The sequence below is a fragment of the Flavobacterium sp. DG2-3 genome, assembly GCF_030730925.1.
Classification (GTDB): Bacteria; Bacteroidota; Bacteroidia; order Flavobacteriales; family Flavobacteriaceae; genus Flavobacterium.
Genome location: NZ_JAVAMB010000029.1, coordinates 1 through 18,747, shown reverse-complemented (window position 1 = coordinate 18,747; position 18,747 = coordinate 1). Strand labels below are relative to the sequence as shown.

General features: G+C 33.5%; 16 protein-coding genes. 9 read left to right on the top strand and 7 right to left on the bottom strand.

The genetic code is table 11. From position 1 onward, the window contains the following. Nucleotides 1-191: 191 nt before the first annotated feature. Nucleotides 192-590, top strand: a complete 399-nt coding sequence (locus Q9Q97_RS22415; RefSeq protein ID WP_306161235.1) for a DoxX family protein — start codon at nucleotides 192-194, stop codon at nucleotides 588-590. A 326-nt stretch (nucleotides 591-916) separates the two neighbouring features. Here Q9Q97_RS22415 and Q9Q97_RS22410 read toward each other — a convergent pair whose 3' ends face one another. From Q9Q97_RS22410 to Q9Q97_RS22380, 7 genes are all read right to left on the bottom strand, one after another. Beyond that, the gene (locus Q9Q97_RS22410; protein WP_306161234.1) at nucleotides 917-1,684 is read right to left on the bottom strand and encodes a LytTR family DNA-binding domain-containing protein; all 768 of its coding nucleotides are present in this window, start codon (nucleotides 1,682-1,684) and stop codon (nucleotides 917-919) included. Further along, nucleotides 1,665-2,681 carry a sensor histidine kinase gene (locus Q9Q97_RS22405; protein WP_306161232.1) on the bottom strand — a complete coding sequence of 339 codons (1,017 nt, stop codon included), beginning with the start codon at nucleotides 2,679-2,681 and terminating at the stop codon, nucleotides 1,665-1,667. The genes Q9Q97_RS22410 and Q9Q97_RS22405 overlap by 20 nt, the downstream gene beginning before the upstream one ends. Nucleotides 2,682-3,076: 395 nt before the next feature. Further along, nucleotides 3,077-3,811: a thioredoxin family protein gene (locus tag Q9Q97_RS22400; protein ID WP_306161230.1), complete on the bottom strand. Its 735-nt coding sequence runs from the start codon at nucleotides 3,809-3,811 to the stop codon at nucleotides 3,077-3,079. Nucleotides 3,812-3,926: 115 nt separating this feature from the next. Next, on the bottom strand, nucleotides 3,927-4,337 hold the full coding sequence (locus Q9Q97_RS22395) for an organic hydroperoxide resistance protein (RefSeq protein WP_306161228.1): 411 nt from the start codon (nucleotides 4,335-4,337) through the stop codon (nucleotides 3,927-3,929). A gap of 259 nt (nucleotides 4,338-4,596) precedes the next feature. Further along, the gene (locus Q9Q97_RS22390; RefSeq protein WP_306161226.1) at nucleotides 4,597-5,616 is read right to left on the bottom strand and encodes an alpha/beta fold hydrolase; all 1,020 of its coding nucleotides are present in this window, start codon (nucleotides 5,614-5,616) and stop codon (nucleotides 4,597-4,599) included. A 724-nt stretch (nucleotides 5,617-6,340) separates the two neighbouring features. After that, nucleotides 6,341-6,754, bottom strand: a complete 414-nt coding sequence (locus tag Q9Q97_RS22385) for a cupin domain-containing protein (RefSeq protein ID WP_306161224.1) — start codon at nucleotides 6,752-6,754, stop codon at nucleotides 6,341-6,343. A gap of 496 nt (nucleotides 6,755-7,250) precedes the next feature. Beyond that, entirely contained in the window at nucleotides 7,251-9,800 is a 2,550-nt protein-coding gene (locus Q9Q97_RS22380; protein WP_306161222.1) for a hypothetical protein, read from the bottom strand. Nucleotides 9,801-10,329: 529 nt separating this feature from the next. Here Q9Q97_RS22380 and Q9Q97_RS22375 point away from each other — a divergent pair. From Q9Q97_RS22375 to Q9Q97_RS22340, 8 genes are all read left to right on the top strand, one after another. Then, nucleotides 10,330-10,560, top strand: coding sequence for a hypothetical protein (locus Q9Q97_RS22375; RefSeq protein ID WP_306161220.1), 231 nt, complete (start codon nucleotides 10,330-10,332; stop codon nucleotides 10,558-10,560). A gap of 212 nt (nucleotides 10,561-10,772) precedes the next feature. Further along, nucleotides 10,773-11,111, top strand: coding sequence for a hypothetical protein (locus Q9Q97_RS22370; protein WP_306161218.1), 339 nt, complete (start codon nucleotides 10,773-10,775; stop codon nucleotides 11,109-11,111). Between the two features lie 161 nt (nucleotides 11,112-11,272). Continuing rightward, nucleotides 11,273-13,783, top strand: coding sequence for a sensor histidine kinase (locus Q9Q97_RS22365; protein WP_306161216.1), 2,511 nt, complete (start codon nucleotides 11,273-11,275; stop codon nucleotides 13,781-13,783). Nucleotides 13,784-13,789: 6 nt separating this feature from the next. Continuing rightward, the gene (locus Q9Q97_RS22360; protein WP_306161215.1) at nucleotides 13,790-14,434 is read left to right on the top strand and encodes a hypothetical protein; all 645 of its coding nucleotides are present in this window, start codon (nucleotides 13,790-13,792) and stop codon (nucleotides 14,432-14,434) included. A gap of 5 nt (nucleotides 14,435-14,439) precedes the next feature. Next, entirely contained in the window at nucleotides 14,440-15,015 is a 576-nt protein-coding gene (locus tag Q9Q97_RS22355) for an HNH endonuclease (protein ID WP_306161213.1), read from the top strand. Continuing rightward, nucleotides 15,012-16,688, top strand: a complete 1,677-nt coding sequence (locus Q9Q97_RS22350; protein ID WP_306161211.1) for an Eco57I restriction-modification methylase domain-containing protein — start codon at nucleotides 15,012-15,014, stop codon at nucleotides 16,686-16,688. Before Q9Q97_RS22355 ends, Q9Q97_RS22350 begins: the two co-directional genes overlap by 4 nt. A 393-nt stretch (nucleotides 16,689-17,081) precedes the next feature. After that, entirely contained in the window at nucleotides 17,082-17,498 is a 417-nt protein-coding gene (locus Q9Q97_RS22345; protein ID WP_306161209.1) for an OsmC family protein, read from the top strand. Nucleotides 17,499-17,764: 266 nt separating this feature from the next. After that, nucleotides 17,765-18,529 carry an alpha/beta hydrolase gene (locus Q9Q97_RS22340; RefSeq protein ID WP_306161207.1) on the top strand — a complete coding sequence of 255 codons (765 nt, stop codon included), beginning with the start codon at nucleotides 17,765-17,767 and terminating at the stop codon, nucleotides 18,527-18,529. The last annotated feature ends 218 nt before the right edge of the window (nucleotides 18,530-18,747 follow it).

Here is an 18,747-nt window from a genome sequence, read left to right as displayed (position 1 = left end):
AATACACTCAAAGTATATCAAAAAAAGACCTTCGCGAACTTTGCGTTAAAAAAAACATTGCGGTAAAAAAAAACAAGCCAATCAGATGTCCAGTTCGCCTCCAAGTTTGTCCGTTTCACCAAAATTTCGATTTCGTTTTTAAGGCATTCAACGCACATTTGTACCGTTAAATAACTTTAAATATCAAAATCATGAACTCAAAAACAACAAAAATTATCTATTGGACAGGCGCAGTATTAACTTCATTATGGTTTGGCGCAAGTGGTTTTTTCGAATTAACAAGCAATCCAATCGTTTGGGGAATTACACAGCAATTGGGTTATCCAGCACATTTTATTTACATCTTGGGCGTTTTTAAATTAGCTGGTGTCATTACACTTTTAATTCCGAACAAATTATTGCGATTGAAAGAATGGGTTTTCGCAGGAATCTTTTTCGATATCATCTTTGCTTTCTTTTCAAAAATTGCCGTTTTAGGTTTTGGCGCAGCAACAGATGCGATAATCGCTTTTGTAATGGTAAGTGTAACGTATGCAATGTATAGAAAATTATATACAGCGACTTATGCTCCATCTTCCGAAAACTTTTAAGGAAGGCTAAATCATTTTACAAAAAAAGCTCCAGCGGAGCGGCATATATTACAGATTGTAAAAAAGATGTCACTCCTCCGGAGCTTTATATTATAAACGTTTATTTTTTGTTATAAATATTTCGCTTCTCCGAAGCTTACTATAGAGACTAAAAACTCTCTTTTTTTATTTCAATTTAATTCTTTCCCAATGAAAAAAATCATTCTTATTATCTGTTTTATATTATCAGCTCTTTTCTTTTTGAGTTGTTTTATGTTTCCTGGAGTCGATTTATGGCTCTAAAAAAGTATCCAATTAATTTATAGAAAACGATAAATTAATTGGATTTATCGGTTTTCTAACCAGCTTAAAAATGCTGTTGCTTTTTCTTTTCCAACTAATATTTTTTCTTCTGTTGGAACACTTAATTTCACGATTATTTTACGCGAAAAATAATGTTCTGCTTCTCTAATTGCTGAAAAATTAACCAAATACTGTCTGTTGATTCTAAAGAACTGAATTGGCGACAAAAGCTTATGAATTTCGTCTAGTGACTGCGTTAACGGATATTCGTTTTTATCTAAAGTCATAATCGTAGGCGTTTCATTTTTGATAAAGAAAAACGCGATATTCTCCGTTAAAACCGTCTGATATTTATTGTTTTTGAAAACCAAAAAACTGCTTTTCCCTTTATTTTCCCCATTTCGCGTAAGCAAATATTCGAAATCTGGCATTGCTTTTTTATTTCGCTGAAAGAAATTTTTCAGTTCTCCTGCTTTTTTTAAAGCTTGGGAAATACTATCTCTTGAAAAAGGCTTTAGAACATAATCAATTCCGTTTGACTTAAAAGCTTCGATTGCATAATCGTCAAAAGCGGTACAAAAAATGACTGGAGACACAACCTCAACATTCTTAAAAATCTCAAAACACTGGCCATCTGCCAGCTGAATATCCATAAAAATCAAGTCGGGTTGATCGTTTTCCAAAAGATAATCAACCGCTCCATCAATGCTTTGTATATACGACAAAATCTGAACATCGGGTCTGATGCTCAGAATAAGCTGGCCAAGCGCTTTGGCCGTTTTTACTTCATCTTCAATTATTATGATATTCATAAAGGAGTGGTATTTTTACTTTAAAAGTGGTTTCGTCTTTATCAATTATGATTTCTTTGTGAATGAGATGCATAAAACGCTGATTAATATTATCCAAACCAACGCCTGTAGAAACCGCACCTCTTTTCAGCTGAATTTTATTTTCAACTACTAAAAATTCATTTTCCGTATAAAGTTTTATTATCAAAGGTTTATCTAAAGAAACCACATTGTGTTTGATACAATTTTCAATTAATAACTGCAGCGAAAAAGGCGGAATAGCAGATTCGTATTGTTTCGGATCAATTTCTTTTTCTAAAACAAATCCGTCTTCGAAACGCGCTTTTAGCAGATAAACATACGAATCCAAAATCTGAAGTTCTTCACTAAGCGGAATCAAATCCATTTTACGGCTTTCTAAAGTAAAGCGGTAAAAATCAGACAATTTCAAAATAAAATCTGAACTCTGCGGATCTTGAATATCGACCATCGATTTCAGTGTATTCAAACTATTAAATAAAAAATGCGGATTAACCTGCTGTTTTAATAATTCGTATTGAGCGCCCAGATTTACTGCTTTTGTGCGCTCCAATTCTACTCCCATTTGCTGTGTCTGGTAGTTTTGAAAAAGCAAATGCAAAAACATATACACAATAAGGTTAATCAAAACCCCGCGAAGTTCGAACATAATCGGTGCGTCCATTTTTGACACCTGAAAAAGTTCCTGATGTGCAATTACCAGAATAACCATCAGCAGAATTCCCATTACGACACTCAGCAAAAGTTTCCAGTTAAACAGGCTTTTATTAGCTTTATGCGATGAAAATTTGGGTAAACTGTAAATATTGTAATACCATATAAAAAGGGAAAACAGTAGTGTAATCGAAGAATTTATGATAAGATCATGAAGCGTAGAATCGGCATCAAATAATTTGGGTATCGAAGCCATAACCGCCAGCGCAATAGAACTTCCCCAAATGACTTTTTGAGAAACCTGAAAGCGTTTAACTTTTTCCATAATTTAAGGTTGTTTTTGATCTTAGTCTGCCAAAGATAGGTTTATTTTGAAAGGGTTTTTCACGCAGATTTAAAAAAGATTTATGCAGATAGTGCAGATTATTGTTTTTTTTAAACACATAGAAACATAGAGTTTTTTATTCTATTCTAAACGAGAAGGGAGAAAAAAACTAGTTTTTAACACATAGTTGGCTCGGATTATTGAAACGATTCTCTTCATCTAAATGATAGAACGCCTAAGCTTTGTCAAAGTTTGAAACTTTGACAAAGCAGATGACAACAGCTATGTGTATTTATGCAAGTGAAACGCCTTCATACGCAAAGCAATCTATGTTTCTATGTGTTTAAAAATCTGCGATATCTGCTTCAATCTGCTAAATCTGCGTGAAACAAAAACTACACTCGATTTACACCCAAAATAGCTCCAGTTCGACTATCCTGAACAAAGCCAACCACTTCAAAATCTTCTGTATTGTAATTTTTCGGCAAAGCAATTGTTGTACTTCCTTTTGAAGTTTTCAAATCAATAGACTGCAAACGCTGTACGATTTGAAAATGCGATAAAACGCGATGTGCATTCTCTCCTCTTTTTACATTGCTTTTAGCCGATTTCTGAACGACTGCAACCAATAAACGACTGTTTTTTAAAGCGCCATTAATGCTGTAATTCAACGTTAATTTATCATTTTGCTGTTTTCCGTCTAAAGACAAATCAGCTACGGCAGGTTTAGAAAGTGCCGATTTAATTCCGTTTCTAAGGCTTGTTTCCTGAGAACCAATATAATCAGCTTTTCCGTTAATGATAACTTGCGGTGTGTAAATTGGTTCTTTTCCCAAAAATTGAGCGTAATCGTATTGTCTCTGCGTATAGTTGGCATTGCTAAAAATATCTTTCCAGCCTTGCTTGTCCCAATAATCTACATGATACGCTAATACATAAACATTTTTATCATGATATTCATTCTGGATTTTGCCTAACAATTCGTCTGCCGGCGGACAACTTGAACAACCTTCTGATGTATATAATTCTAAAAGGGCAAAACCTTTTTTATCTGCGTTTTGACTGAAAATACTGTTTCCTGTTAAAAGAAACAGCACTAATAAAGCTGTTATTTTTTTAATTTCTTTCATTTCCTTAGTTATTGTTTTCCTGCAAGGTTTTCAAAACCTTGTAGGTATGATTTGAACATTCTAAAAAATTATAAAAACCTACAAGGTTTTGAAAACCTTGCAGGTTAACGACTAATTAAAGAATATTAATTTCTACAAAAATATTTCCTCTTGTAGCCTTAGAATACGGACAAGTTTGATGTGCTTGAGCCGCCAAAGCTTCTGCAGTCTCAGTATCTATTCCTGGAAGGCTGATATTTAATCTCGCTTGAAGCGAATATTCTCCTTCCGTTACACATAAATCGACTTCGGCATCTACCGCAGTATCAGCAGGAAGTTTAACTCCTTGTTTTGCTGCCGCAATTCCTAAAGCTCCGATAAAGCAAGCCGACCATCCTGCTGCAAATAACTGTTCTGGATTTGTACCCGGACGTCCAGATCCCGGTGCGCTTAATTTGATATTCAATTGTTCGTCTGAACTTTGAGAAGCTCCTTCTCTACCGCCTGTTGTGTGTATTTTTCCTGTGTATAAAACTTTTGTGTTCATGATTTTAAATTTTAGATTTTAGATTGTTGATTTTAGATTATTATAAAATGTTATTGATTTTTGAATTGATGTTTTAACACATAGAGACATAGATTTTTTTTGAAATGAATAAAAAAGAGTGCTAAAAGAAACTAGTTTCTCACACATAGCTATGTGCATTTAGACAAAATGAAATGCCTTTTTTCAGCAACCTAAAAGCTATGTCTCTATGTGTTTAAATTTTATTGATATTGAATTTTCTAATTGACTAATTATCTAATTATCTCAATTGAGTAACATCAATTATTGCTTGTGCAAACACCTTTGGATCTTCTTGCGGAACGTTGTGTCCGATTCCTTTCAAAATTCTGTGTTCGTATTTTCCTGTGAATTTGTTTGCGTACGCTTTTCCATCCGCGAAAGCGCCGTCAAAATCACTTCCTATTGTAATGGTTGGAACTTTAATCTCTGGTTTTGCTGACAAACGTTTTTCTAAAGCATCGTATTTAGATTCACCAACTTCTAGAGATTGTCTCCATCTGTAATTGTGAATCACAATAGCTACATGATCTGGATTGTCAAATGATTGCGCTGTCTGATCGTAAGTTGCTTTGTCGAAATTCCATAGTGGAGAAGCGATTTTCCATATTAGTTTATTGAAATCGTAAGTGTTTTGAGTGTACCCTTGTTTTCCTCTTTCGGTTGCGAAATAATATTGGTACCACCATCCTAATTCAGCAGTTGGAGGAAGCGGTTTTAAATTTGCTTCTAAATTCACTACCAAATAACCGCTTACCGAAACCAAACCTTTTACACGTTCTGGCCAAAGTGCCGATACGACAACCGCTGTTCTTGCTCCCCAATCGAAACCGCCAATTACGGCTTTATCAATTTTCAACGCATCCATAAAAGCTATAATATCACTTGCTAAAGCTGCTTGCTGACCGTTTCTGAAGGTTTCTTTTGAAAGGAAGGTTGTAGTCCCAAAACCTCTTAAATAAGGTGTAAAGACGTGGTATCCTTTTGCAACCAGAATCGGAACAACTTCATTATAGCTGTGAATATCGTAAGGCCAACCGTGAAGTAATATTACTGGAGTTCCGTTTGCTGGACCTGCTTCGGTATAACCAACATTTAAAAGTCCAGCGTTGATTTGTTTTAAAGTTCCTAGTGAACTGCTAACTTCGATTGTTTTTTGAGTTGAAGTTTGTGCTTGAGCTAAAGTTGCTCCCATAAAAAGGATAGCGATTAAGAATGTTTTTGCTAAAATGCTGTTTGTGATTTTTAATATCGTTTTCATAATTATTTGTTTTTTATTATTTGATTATCAGTTAATTTCTTCGTCAAAGGTATCTCGACATTGCTTGTTTTGAAAGGAGAAAAAAGGTGAAGTGGACAAAGTTGGGGTTGAAATGGACAGTATGTGTTTTTGCCACGAAGACACTAAGGCTCTAAGTTTTTACTGCTGCTTTTTTTTTAACGCAAAGGGCGCAAAGGATTTTTCGCAGAAAACGCAAAGTTTTTAAGATGAAACTTAGTTTCTTTGAGTTCACAAAGCTTTGTCTTCAAAACTTTGCGATTTCGCGTCTTTGCGAGATTAAAAAAGTCTTATGTTTTTTATTACTACTATTTTAACGCAAAGGGCGCAAAGGATCCGAAGAGGGCGCTAAGTTTTTTTGAGCTCAAACTAAGTTTGCTTTAAGTTCACAAAGCTTTGTCTTAAACTTTGCGGCTTCGCGACTTTGCGAGATTAAAAAAGTCTTATGTTTTTTATTACTACTATTTTAACGCAAAGGGCGCAAAGGATTCGCAGAGGGCGCTGAGTTTTTTTGAGCTCAAACTAAGTTTGCTTAAGTTCACAAAGCTTTGTCTTAAAACTTGGCGTCTTTGCGACTTTGCGAGATTAAAAAAGCATTTTATTATGCAAAGCTTTGCGAACTTTTTTACGTTTACATAAAACCACTTTAGATAAAATTTCTTAGCGTTCTTTGCGTTAAAAAATCATACGCATTCAACTTGAAATCTTACTTCACCAAAGTCAAAGTCGGTTTTCCTTTTTCTACAATATATGTCGCCAGTTCGGCTGCTTTGGCATTGGTATTATTTTTAGCGGAATGCACTACCCCTGCCGGGATAAAAAGCACTTCTCCTGCTTTTAGTGTTACCGGTTTTTCGCCTTCAATTTGATATTCTAAAGAACCTTCCAGAACATAAATCACTTCTTCTCCTGGGTGAAAGTGTTTTCCAAATGCGGAATGTGCATCAAAATCAATTCTAGCTTGAATGGTTTCACGTCCCGGAATACTTAGATCGTGTTTTTGCAAATCCGTGCGTTTTACTCCTGTTTGTGCCGTAATCTGATTCGGAACTAAAAAGGCTATGATTCCTAAAATAATAATTGCGATTACAACCCATGTTTTTTGTTTTTTCGTTTCCATAACTTTTGATTTTAAATTATTTGTTATCAGTTAATTTCTGAGTCAAAAGTATATCGGTAATGCTTCTTACGAAATGAGAAAATAGTTCAAACGGACAAATTTCAGGGGGAAACGGACAATGTTTAAGTTGTGAAATGTGAGATGTGAAATGCTAGATGATTTAACCGCAAAGAACGCAAAGCTTTGTGGATAAAACTGATGGAAATTGCTCGCAAAGGCACAAAGGCGCAAAGTTTTTTTTCACAAAGATTTTGGCAGATCTAAAAGGATTTTTATAAATAATCTGCGCGCATCTGCTGCAATCTTTTTAAATCTGCGTGAAACATGCTTTTCTAAAATAACTTTGCGACTTCGCGACTTTGCGAGATTAAAAAAACTTAGCGTGCTTTGCGTAAACCTTTGCGCTCTTTGCGGTTAAAAAAACGCATAAAAAAAATCAGGTTTAGTATTGCTACCATTCCTGATTTTTCTGAATTATAATTGACCCTTTACTCTTTTATCTTCTACCTCTAAAGCCTCCGCCGCCTCTAAAACCGCCTCCGCCAAAGCCGCCTCCGCCGCCACCTCTTTGGATGTTTTGAAAGTTACGCGTTTGCATTTCTCCGCGGTCTCTTGAAAAAGCAGAACGATCGAGGTCGTTTGTCACGTCAGGGCGTCCAGCTTCTCCAAGCGGTTTATCAGGATGCCCAAGTGTTTGATCTGCTTTAGGGAAATTATCTCTCTGGATTCCGTCACCCATTCTAGTTTCACCTCCTAAATTACCTCGTTGTGCTCCGTCGCCTATTCTGGTTTCGCCTCCTAAATTTTGATTTGCTCTCGGCTGAATTCTTTCTCCTGCTCCATTTGCTCCAAGTCCTTGATTCGGTTTATCACGCTGAATACGCTCTCCAGCACCATTTGCTCCTAGTCCTTGATTGGCTCTATTTTGAATTCCTTCACCCGCTTTTTTGGATGAACCTAAAGTTCCTGCCTGTGTCCAGCCACCGTTTCCATTATTATAATGGCTCCAGTTTCCATTAGCATCTCTTTTATACACGTGACCATCGTGACCTGCATATAGATTATTATTGGTATGAATAGTAGTTCCTCCGCCACGGTGATGCGTAATCACGCCTTCTTGTCCTCCCGAAGTTTTATAGCCAACTGCCGTTCCGCGTCGAGTCGTAATATGTCCAGTCTGCGCCCATTGATTGCCATTTGTCGCAGCAGAATGTCCCCATTGCGCATACGCATTATGCCCTTGATTAGTTCTAGCATAATTTCCAGTCCACGGATTATAAGTGCTTGCTGCCGTACGACCACCGTACCAGCCCTGAACACTTGCAGAACGACCGTATCTTCCTGTTGCCGGATTATACCAAGCCGAAGTTCCAGCAGCACCGTAAGGGCCATAAACGCGTCTTCCGGCCGCATAACCACCCGTCCACGGATTGTAAACTGCCCCTCCGCCATACGCATAAGGCCACGGACGATAAATTGGATACAGTCCGCCGTAATACATATAAGGCGGATAATACCATCCTGTACCATAAGTCAATATCGCGCCAAACGTAGCACCAATAATAAAAGCGCCTAAATATCCAGCCGTCGAACTACTTTCAACCGTTGTATCTGTTGTCGTTTGCGTTACATACGTCACATTATATACTGGCGAACTTGGCGGAATCGTATAAATTTCTTTCGGAACAGAATCGGCTGTTTTCCAAGGTCCGTTTGGACTAGTCGACATAAACCAAACCGCTTGAAAACATAAATAGTACAAATCCCCAACTTTTATAATTTTCTCCTGCGTATTGCTTGCATATTGCATTTTCGTTCCTTCAATAGGTTTAAACTGAGGCGTTCCACCATCATACGTTACTTTAACTTTCGCTTCAGCATCCGATTTTTTCAAAATAGCAGTTGTCGGAACCTGAGATAACATCACAGCATCATTTGCTTCCTGCGTTCCTGGCACAGAAGACAACACATTCGCACGTGGAGAATCTTTCGGAATCTTAGCAAAATCAGCTGGCAGACTATTGCTTGCGTACGTCCATGGTCCCGTTAAAGCTTTAGATTTAAACCATCTTCCCGATAATAATACATAATACAGTCCATCGGCTTCACTGGCAAAAACATCATTTTCGGTATTGTCAATATACATCAATTTAGTTCCGTCAATTTTCACAAACTTCGGATTTCCGTTTACCGCAATCAATTCCGCAGGTTTATTGCTGTAAAAAACCTCTGGCGCTCCTCCAGAAGAAGGCGGCGGAATCATTTTAATCACATCATCAAAATTCTGTCCCGAAGGCAGACTGCTAAAACCAGCAGGCAGTTTCGTTGTTTTCGTCCATTTCCCTTCAACACTTTTCGAAGTCAGCCAAATATTGTCTACCAATAAGTAATAATCTTTTCCCGCTTTATCAAAAAACAAATCCCAGTTGGTATTCACCACATATTGGATATCCGATTTATCAATAGGAACCAAAACCGGTTCTCCCTGCACGATAAGCAAAATCGACGGATTAGTGCTGTAAAAAATAGCAGGCGGATCATTTTTACCCGCAATTCCTTTCGCCGGACTTTTCGTATGACTTATATCAGCCAGAATACGATCTACCGAAATAGGATCTCCACTTTGAGGCAGCGTTTCTTTAAACAATTTTTCCATTTCAGGAACCTTCTTTTTATCCAAAGCAGGAAAACGCACATCTGTCACCTGAAGATTTTTAATAAAAGCAGTTCGATTGTCCTTATCTACCAACGTTTCCACTTTTACAGAAGCCACGCCCAAAACCTGTTTCCCGTCTTTTGGAGTCAGCGAAAAAGCCACACGCGCCGTAAGTTCTTTAAAATCTTTCCAGTCGTCTACCTGAGGCTGATAATAAACCAGTTTCGCACCGTTATTTTCAGCTTCGCGAGGCCAGCCTCTATCGGCAATCAATGCCGTGTCGGCACTATCAGACTTCTCTGTTTCCGTATTCAATTGATCTTTATCTTTCTTGCAGGAGAACAAAATCGTACTCAGACAAACTGCAATTAGTAGAAAAGCATTTCTCATAAATTTAAAAGTTAGATTATTCATTAAAAATTTATTCTTCTGGTCGTCTTATAAAATTGTTTCCATAAAATTAAATTCACCGAGCAAAAAAAACTAGCATTCAGTCGGTTACTTTGTTTCAGATTGTAATTTGAAACCAAATTGTACGTAAATCTTCATTCTTATGCTCATCTAAAGTTTGCAAAGTGAAGTTGAAGTGAGAATATTTTTCAGGAGCTGTTTCCTGCTATCCGTTCCAATCTTTTGTGGTGAACCCCACCACAAAAGGATTTCCACTTCTATCAGGGCTAGGGGTTTCGTTTTCAAAAAAATGATTTTTGGAAAAAAATTTTCACAAAAACGTATTAATTTTCCTAATATTAAAACCATCAAATTTAATATATTTGCCATTCCTAAATTACAGACATATGATACTTAAAAAACTTCTTGCCCATGTGGTATGGTGGCGGCATTGGAAACAACCGTAACGCTTCTGTAAGCGTAGGACACCTTAGCTACATGGGTTTTATATTTCCTAAATTACAGAGTTATGAGTACCAAAACCCTCTCAAAAGAAGCCGAAATCAGGCTGATGAATTTCTTCAACGACAGAATAGACCCGCAATCTATGGCGAAAGCTCTAAGACAGGTCAATTTCAACCTCGCACTAAACGTGATGAGCGAACAAGAAAACATTCGGCAAGAAACGAAGTTAAGAGACAGTTTCTATTGGCTCAATGAATTAGCTGAGACTTTAAATCCATATTTGGATGTAGAATAATGTTTCTTTTTTGAAAAAATTAAAACCCTTGTTCTTTTAGATTGAGGGTTTTCTTTTTTGAAAATACCGTGTAAATACTTGTGATTTTGTTTTTAATTATTGCTAGACTTGCTGAAACTAAATTTTAATCTTTACGGTTTTCCGTATCAGTCAAAGATTTTAAATTCTGACATTTGTTCAAATAAATTTATTTTCAATTTTAAAATAAAACTATGGCAACTACAATACAAAATATTGAGTTACTTCGAGAATATTTAGCTGGTGTATTAGACCGTGCAAATCATCACGCTCAAAATGTCAATGAAATTGCTCTTGCAATTGCCGGCGGCATCATTTGGAAAACAACTAATAACATTAAAGTTATGTCAAGAGATGGTGAAATGAAAAATGTTCTATGGCTAGAAGTTGACAGTAGGAAACTTTGCTTTGTTTATAATCATGATAATTTGAATATAGAAGCTAGAGATGGAACTATTCAAGGAAATGTAATTGCATCATTTAACAACAGTAGTTCTATACATGATGTTAAATCTTTTTTTGAAACATTATAAAATTAAACTTAAAAAAAATATAGAAATATATTACAATTCGATATATATTCATATCATTGTATACTTAGATTTAAGAAGATTAAATAAGTTTCGTTTTTATCGAATCATTATAAAAACAAAATCTATTGATCAAATAAGAAGAATTAAATAAATTATTAAGGATGTCTAAAATAAGTTTTGATGTAACCGCTAGAACTGCTAGGCTTATTGGTCAAGAAAATTTTGCATCAGCTGACGGTGCCATAATTGAATTAGTTAAAAACTGTTATGATGCAGACGCTAAAAATGCCATAATTGTTTTTGATCTTAAATATCCCAAAGTACCACAACTCATCTCACAAAAAGAATATAATCAATTCAATTCCGAAAATGGGATTATTTCTGAATTTTATATTCCACAAGGAGATGCATATAAATTTCACGATAATTCTGATTTAATCGAAAATTCCATAATAGAATTAAACAATTTCTTTAATTCTAAAAATGCCTTATATATTATTGATAATGGTGAAGGAATGGATAGGAGTATTATTTCCGAAAAATGGATGAAAATTGGTACTGATAATAAATTATTACAGTTTACATCTGATAAAGGGAGAATAAAAACTGGAGCTAAAGGACTTGGTAGATTTGCCTTAGATAGATTAGGTAAGTTTTCGACAATTTTGACGAAAAACATTAAAAGTTCTTCTGGATTTGAATGGAAAATGGATTGGAGTCAATTTGAAGATCAATCGAAACTCTTATCAGAAGTACAGGCTGATTTAACAAATATGAGTGATTTAAATTTACTTGACGTCTTAAAGACTGATCTAAAAAATGAATCATTAAATGAAGTATTAGAAAATAAGGATTTTCAATCAGGAACAATAATAAAAATTAATAGCCCAAGAGATATTTGGGATAATATTGAAATAAAAAAATTACATAAGAGCCTGGAATCACTAATCCCTCCAATAGAATTGGGAGTCTTTAGTATAAACTTGATTCATTTACAAAATAGTAAAGAGTATGGAAATGTTTCTACAGCTTTCTTTAATGATTTTGATTATAAAATTGATTCTTTTTACGATTCAAAAAACTTAGATGTAACCATAAAAATAACTAGAGAGGAACTAGACTTGAAAATTTATGATGAAAATTTTTCAAATATTCTAGATAATGAGTCTGCTCCTTATAACCTAAAAACTCTAGAGCGAAAAACATTTGAATACAAGAAAAGTATTAATAAAATTCTAAAGTGGAGACTTGAAGACAGTCAAAAACAATTAGCGGATGTCGGTAGTTTTAGGTTTTCTTTTTACTTTACAAAACTATCAAAACCAAACAAAGACGATAAGCTCAGTTATCCCTATCAAGAAAAAGATTATGAGTCAATCAAAAAATCTTTTGAAAATTTTGGTGGCGTTAAAATATATAGAGATCATTTTAGAGTAAGACCATACGGAGAACCTGGAGATGACTGGTTAGATTTAGGAAAAAGACAAGCTTCAAGTCCAGCAAGTGCAGGACAAAGAATTGGCGATTGGAGGGTTCGATCAAGACAAATCGCTGGAATAATAAATATATCGAGAGTAACAAATCCCGAATTACGAGATAAATCTGATCGTAGTTCATTGATTGAAAATACGAGTTTTGAAACATTTAAAGAAATAATTATCGGTATAATAAATGAATTTGAATATGATCGAAGCAGAATATTAAATCCCTTTTTCTTAGAAAGAAAAAGAAAATTAGAGATAATTAAAGAGGAAGAATTACAAAGAAAAGCATTAGAAATTGCTAATCAAATTGTTCAAGCTAGAGACAATAATTCAAATGAAACAAAAGCAGATAGTGAGACTAAAGATTTAATTTTAGAGAAGTTAAAGGAATTTTCACAGGAAGAGGATGAACGTGTAAACAACGAAGAAAATGAAAAAGATATTGAATTAAGATTATCCAGAAGCTTAGCAAGCCTTGGTTTAATTGTAGCTTCATTTGATCACGAGTTAAAATCAATCAGTAATAATTTAATTCCAAGATTAGAGTTTTTACAAAATCATTTGAAATCATTAATATCAAATGATATTATAATTGGGCTACCAGATTATAAAAATCCATTTACATTAATTAAACATATTTCTGAGGATCATCACAATTTGAAAGGATGGCTTGATTATTCTTTGAATGCAATAAAAATGGATAAGAGAAAACGTAAGACTTTAAATTATGGAAGTTATTTTGAAAAGTGGAAAGAAAACTGGAGTTTCGTTTTAAAAGAAAGAAATGTTAATGTAATATTGAAAGGTGACAAAAACATTAACAATTCTATTAAAGCCTTTGAAATAGACATGGATTCAATTTTTAATAATTTACTCACAAATTCTTTAGAAGCATTTAAATTAAGACGAGAAAAATACAATAGAGAAATTATTATTGATTGGATTAATGTTTCTGAACAAATTGAAATCATCTATAGTGATAATGGAATAGGCTTATCAGATGTTTTTTCGCATCCAGAAGAAATTTTCCAACCAATGGTTACAACAAAAAAAGATAGAAAAGGAAATAATATTGGAACGGGTTTAGGAATGTATATTGTTAAAAATGTAATTGATGATTACAAAGGAACTGTAGAAATCATGAATTCTGAGCAAGGTTTTAAGATAAAAATATCATTTAAAAAGTAAATTAAAATGGCAAAATATTTAATTGGTTACATTGACGAAAAGGAAGGAGAAAGAATTGATTTTGCGAATTTAATAACACAAGAAGATATGTTTGAGGTTGTTATGTTTGATGTAAATCAAAACACTTCATTAGATAATTTAATTGAGGAAATTCTAGCATCTAAAATTCATTGCATTGTTGTTGACTACCACCTTTCCGATATCGGAGTTCAGTTTGAAGGAAATGAAATAATTGAAAGAATACATAAGATCAGACCACATTTTCCAAAAATAATTTATACAGCAAAGGAAGACAAGGTTATTCCTGAAGTTGAAAATGAGATTATGTATATGATAAATGACAAATCGATTAAAACAGACACTGACAGAAGCAGAAATTTCAGACATAAGTTAAAAGCCTTAATTGATAATTATAATGAAGATATAAGTAAAGCTAATGAAACCTTACAAAAGTTAAAAGAAAAAAAAAGAATGGAACCTTTAAATATAGATGAAGAAAATCAATTATTCATTGCGAAAAAATTTTTAATGTCCATCGATACTAGAATAATTGATATTCATGAAGTTTTAGAGCAAAAAGCCTATATCGATGAATTACATGATGCAAATAAAAAAGTAAACGAAATTCTATCTAAATATAGAAAGGCTTAAAGATTATGAGTTTTAGACGTACACCTCCTGCACGAAGACTTCATATTGCAAACAAATCTGATTATCGAGAATATTTCCTTGAGCTAAAAGAAGATTTTAAACTTCGTTGTGGATATTGCGGTTCATTCGATAAAAGAAGAAATAATGATTTCGAAATTGACCATTTTGTTCCTCAAAGAGTATTAAATGAAATTAAAACAAACGAATATAAAAACTTAGTTTATTCATGTAAATCTTGTAATAGATCTAAGTCTGGCAAATGGATTTCTGATGATGAAAATATCAGTATAGTGAATGAAGAAGGTTTTATTGATCCTTGTAATGAAGAGTATGACACACATTTTATAAGACACACAGATGGAGATATAAATTGGACCTCAAACATTGGTAAATGGATTTACAGAGAATTATCCTTATTTAATATTCAACATACTATATTTTGGTTATTAGAAGACATAAGAAATTCAATTGATGAGTGCAGAAATATAATGAGAAGTGAAGGTGAGACACAAGAACTTAAAGACTGTTTACTAGCACTTTACATAATTGAAGAAGAATTTTTGAATAAAATTTTTAAATGAAAGACAAAAAAAGATCGGGCTCATACTATACACCTAAAATTCTATCAGATTTTTTAGTTTCGCATATTTCAAATAATTACTTAAATAGTAAAAATTTATCAATTCTTGAACCAAGTTGTGGCGATGGTCAATTCATTAGCTCTTTCTTTAGCAAGAGTAATTTAAATAAATATAACTCAATTGATTTGACAATTTGTGATATAGATAAGAGTGAACTAAACAAAACTGTTTCATTAATTCCTAAATCATCCAAATTAAAAGCCATCAATGATGATTACTTAAATTTTTTTCTAAATAACAAACTTAAATATTCTCTAATATTCGGAAATCCTCCATATGTAAGAAAAAAAAACATGGAGGAAAATCAAATTTTAAATTGTGAAGCTGTTCATCTTAAAATGCTGAAATACAACTCACAAATAAAAACAAAAAGCAAAATAAACAATCTTTGGACTGCATTTGTTGAATCTGCAATAATGAGTTTAAAAAATGACGGAATAATGTGTTTCGTAATTCCAGCGGAAATTATGCATGTCAATTATACAAAAGAATTACGAAAATTAATTCAAAATGAATTTGATCGAGTAGAGATTTTTGCTTTTAATGAACTCATTTTTGAAGGAATTCAACAAGATGTAGTAGCATTAATAGGAATTAAGGGAATTGAAAATAAATTAGACCATGGTGTTTCTTTTTACCAAGTAGAGTCTTTAGAAGATTTAAATGAACCTAGATTCACGGAACTCCATAGTAATATTCATCGGTTTTCACTAGACAAATGGACAAATTATATTTTGAGTGATGAGGATTTAAATTTTATTGAAGGTTTAAAAAATCAATTTAAACCTATAAAAGAATATTGCGAAAAAGCTCAAGTTGGAATTGTCTCAGCTGCTAATGACTATTTTATCATAAGAAATTCAGAAGTTTTAGATAATCAATTAAATGAAATTGAAGATTTAATTAAGCCTATTTTACCTAAAGGATCTATTTTATCGAATAGCTTGGATTTTACAAAAAATGACTATAAAAATCTATTAGATAAAAATGAGCGAGTCTCTTTAGTTCAATTTCCAAATATCCCAAAGACTAAACTAAATAAAATTGCTATTAAATATATTTTAAAGGGAGAAGAAAAAAAAGATGATTTATCAGGAGAGCTTCATAAAAGATATAAAATGACAAAAAGAGAAAATTGGTATCATATCCCCAGCATATGGTATTCTGAAGGTCTTTTTGTAAAAAGATCTCATTTATTTCCCAAAATAATTGTTAATTCAGCAGACGCATTGGTTACTGATTCTTTTTATAGATTACAAACTAAAGATCCATACAATATTAAAAACTTAGCTTTTTCATTTTATAACACCTTAACTTTTGTATTAGCAGAATTAGAAGGAAGATTTTATGGTGGTGGCGTATTAGAATTAGTTCCTAATGAATTTAAAAATTTATCTATTCCTTATTGCGATATAATAAGTGAAGATGATTTTACAAAATTAGACAATATGATCCGAGAAAATCAATCTATACACAAAATCTTGAATTTTACAGATAATCTACTTCTTAAAAATATCGATAATAATAGATTAAGAGAAATATGGATAAAATTAGTAAATAGAAGAATAAAAAAGAATAACACGAATAAGAGTAAAAAAAACAATAACATATAAAATTAATAGTTTTAATAATTCTAGTATAAACTTGAGAATAAGAAACTAAAATGGAAAGAGTCTGCCATAATAAGCAGACTCTTTTTCATATCAATAAAATCAAATTTTTACCCTGAAAACTCATCACCACCATCTATAATAAAATTGCCAGAATAATAAACCCAGAATCTTCACTATTAAAATAGGAAGCCATTTTTGCTAAAACTTCCGCTCTTCATATTTATTTTACTCCACCTTTCTACCCTACACATATCTCATTTAATAATTATAAACAAATTTTATAACTACTAAAAATTATTAATTTGATTAATAAAGAGCTTCCCTATACCTTTGTCTCATCAAAATCAAAGAAACGATTTGAACATCTTAAAAAATAATTTAAAAATAAAAATCATGAAATTTACAAGAAGAGCAAACGCAAACTGGAAAGGTACAGGAATGGAAGGAAAAGGAACCATTAGTACACAAAGCACAACTTTAGACAATGCGCAATTATCATTCAAAACTCGTTTTGAGCAAGGTGTTGGAACCAATCCTGAGGAATTAATCGCAGCAGCGCATTCTGGCTGTTTTACAATGCAATTAAGCTTTTTATTATCTGAAGCTGGTTTCGTTCCAGAAGATTTAGACACTACCGCTAAAGTAACTTTTGAAGACGGAACTATTACTTTAATTCAGTTAGAACTTACCGGAAAAGTACCTGGAATTTCTGCAGAAGAGTTTCAGCAAACTGCACAAAAAGCAAAAGAAATTTGTCCAATTTCTAAGTTGTTGAATACTGAGATTAGTTTAGCAATCACTTTATTATAAATAAATTCCAAATTTTAAAATTCCAAATTCCAAATCACTTTGCGGAATTACTTGTGTGATTTGCTTAGTATTTTCGCTATAACTCATTTCGTACAAAGCTTTGTCCTCCTGAGCGGAGTCGAAGGATGAACCAGAAATTCTTCAAAGAATATCACCAATCTTTGCGGAGCTACTTGCGAAGATTCCTCGTTCCGCGGAATGACAAAACTGTGGGGAAACGGAATTCCAACAAATAATCAAAATCAACAATCTAAAATTTTATAAAAATGAAAACAATATTTAAAAGCTTTTTAGCATTCGCAGTAATAATTTTTAGTATAGCATTCACAAACGTAAACGCACAAACTAACCCTAAAATTAAAAATGTCGTATTGGTTCACGGTGCTTTTGCAGATGGATCTGGATGGCAGGGTTTATACAAGGTTTTGACTAAAAAAGGCTATAATGTAACCATCGTTCAGAATCCGTTGAGTTCTTTGGAGGATGATGTGAATGCTACAAACTTAGCTTTAGACAAACAAGACGGACCAACAATTTTGGTGGGGCATTCTTGGGGTGGAACTGTAATTACAGAAGCTGGAAATCACCCGAAAGTAGCGGCTTTGGTTTACGTAGCGGCTTTACAGCCTGATAATGGAGAAAATTCTGTTCAATGGTTACAAACTGCTCCTCCAGCTCCAGAAAATGGTGTATTGGCTCCAGATGAAAAAGGAATTGCATATTATGACAAAGCTAAATTCCACGCTGGTTTTGCGGGCGATTTGAGCAAAGAACAAGCCGATTTTATGTATGCTTCGCAAGGCGCTTTTCATGCACAAGGGTTTTTAACAAAAATAACTAAAGCGGCTTGGAGAACTAAACCTTCTTACGGAATCGTAGCGACTGAAGATAAAAGTATCAATCCTGATATCGAACGTGCGATGTACAAACGTTCTAACACCAAAATCACGCAGATTAAAGGTAGTCACGTGGTGTTTATTTCTCAGCCAGAGAAAGTGGCAAATGTGATTGTTGATGCTTCGAAAAATTAAATTCCAATATTTTAAATTGCTTCGCCTGTTCGCTATCGCTCGGGTTCAAATTCCAAGTTTACTTGTCATTTCGACCGGAGGGAGAAATCACACTAGAAACTCTACAAAGATTGGTGACAAACTTTACGGAAAGCCGCGTGTGATTTCTCCTTCGTCGAAATTGTAAAGGTTAGATAATTCGGTAACAAAATTTAACTTTAATAAATTTTGTTACGATG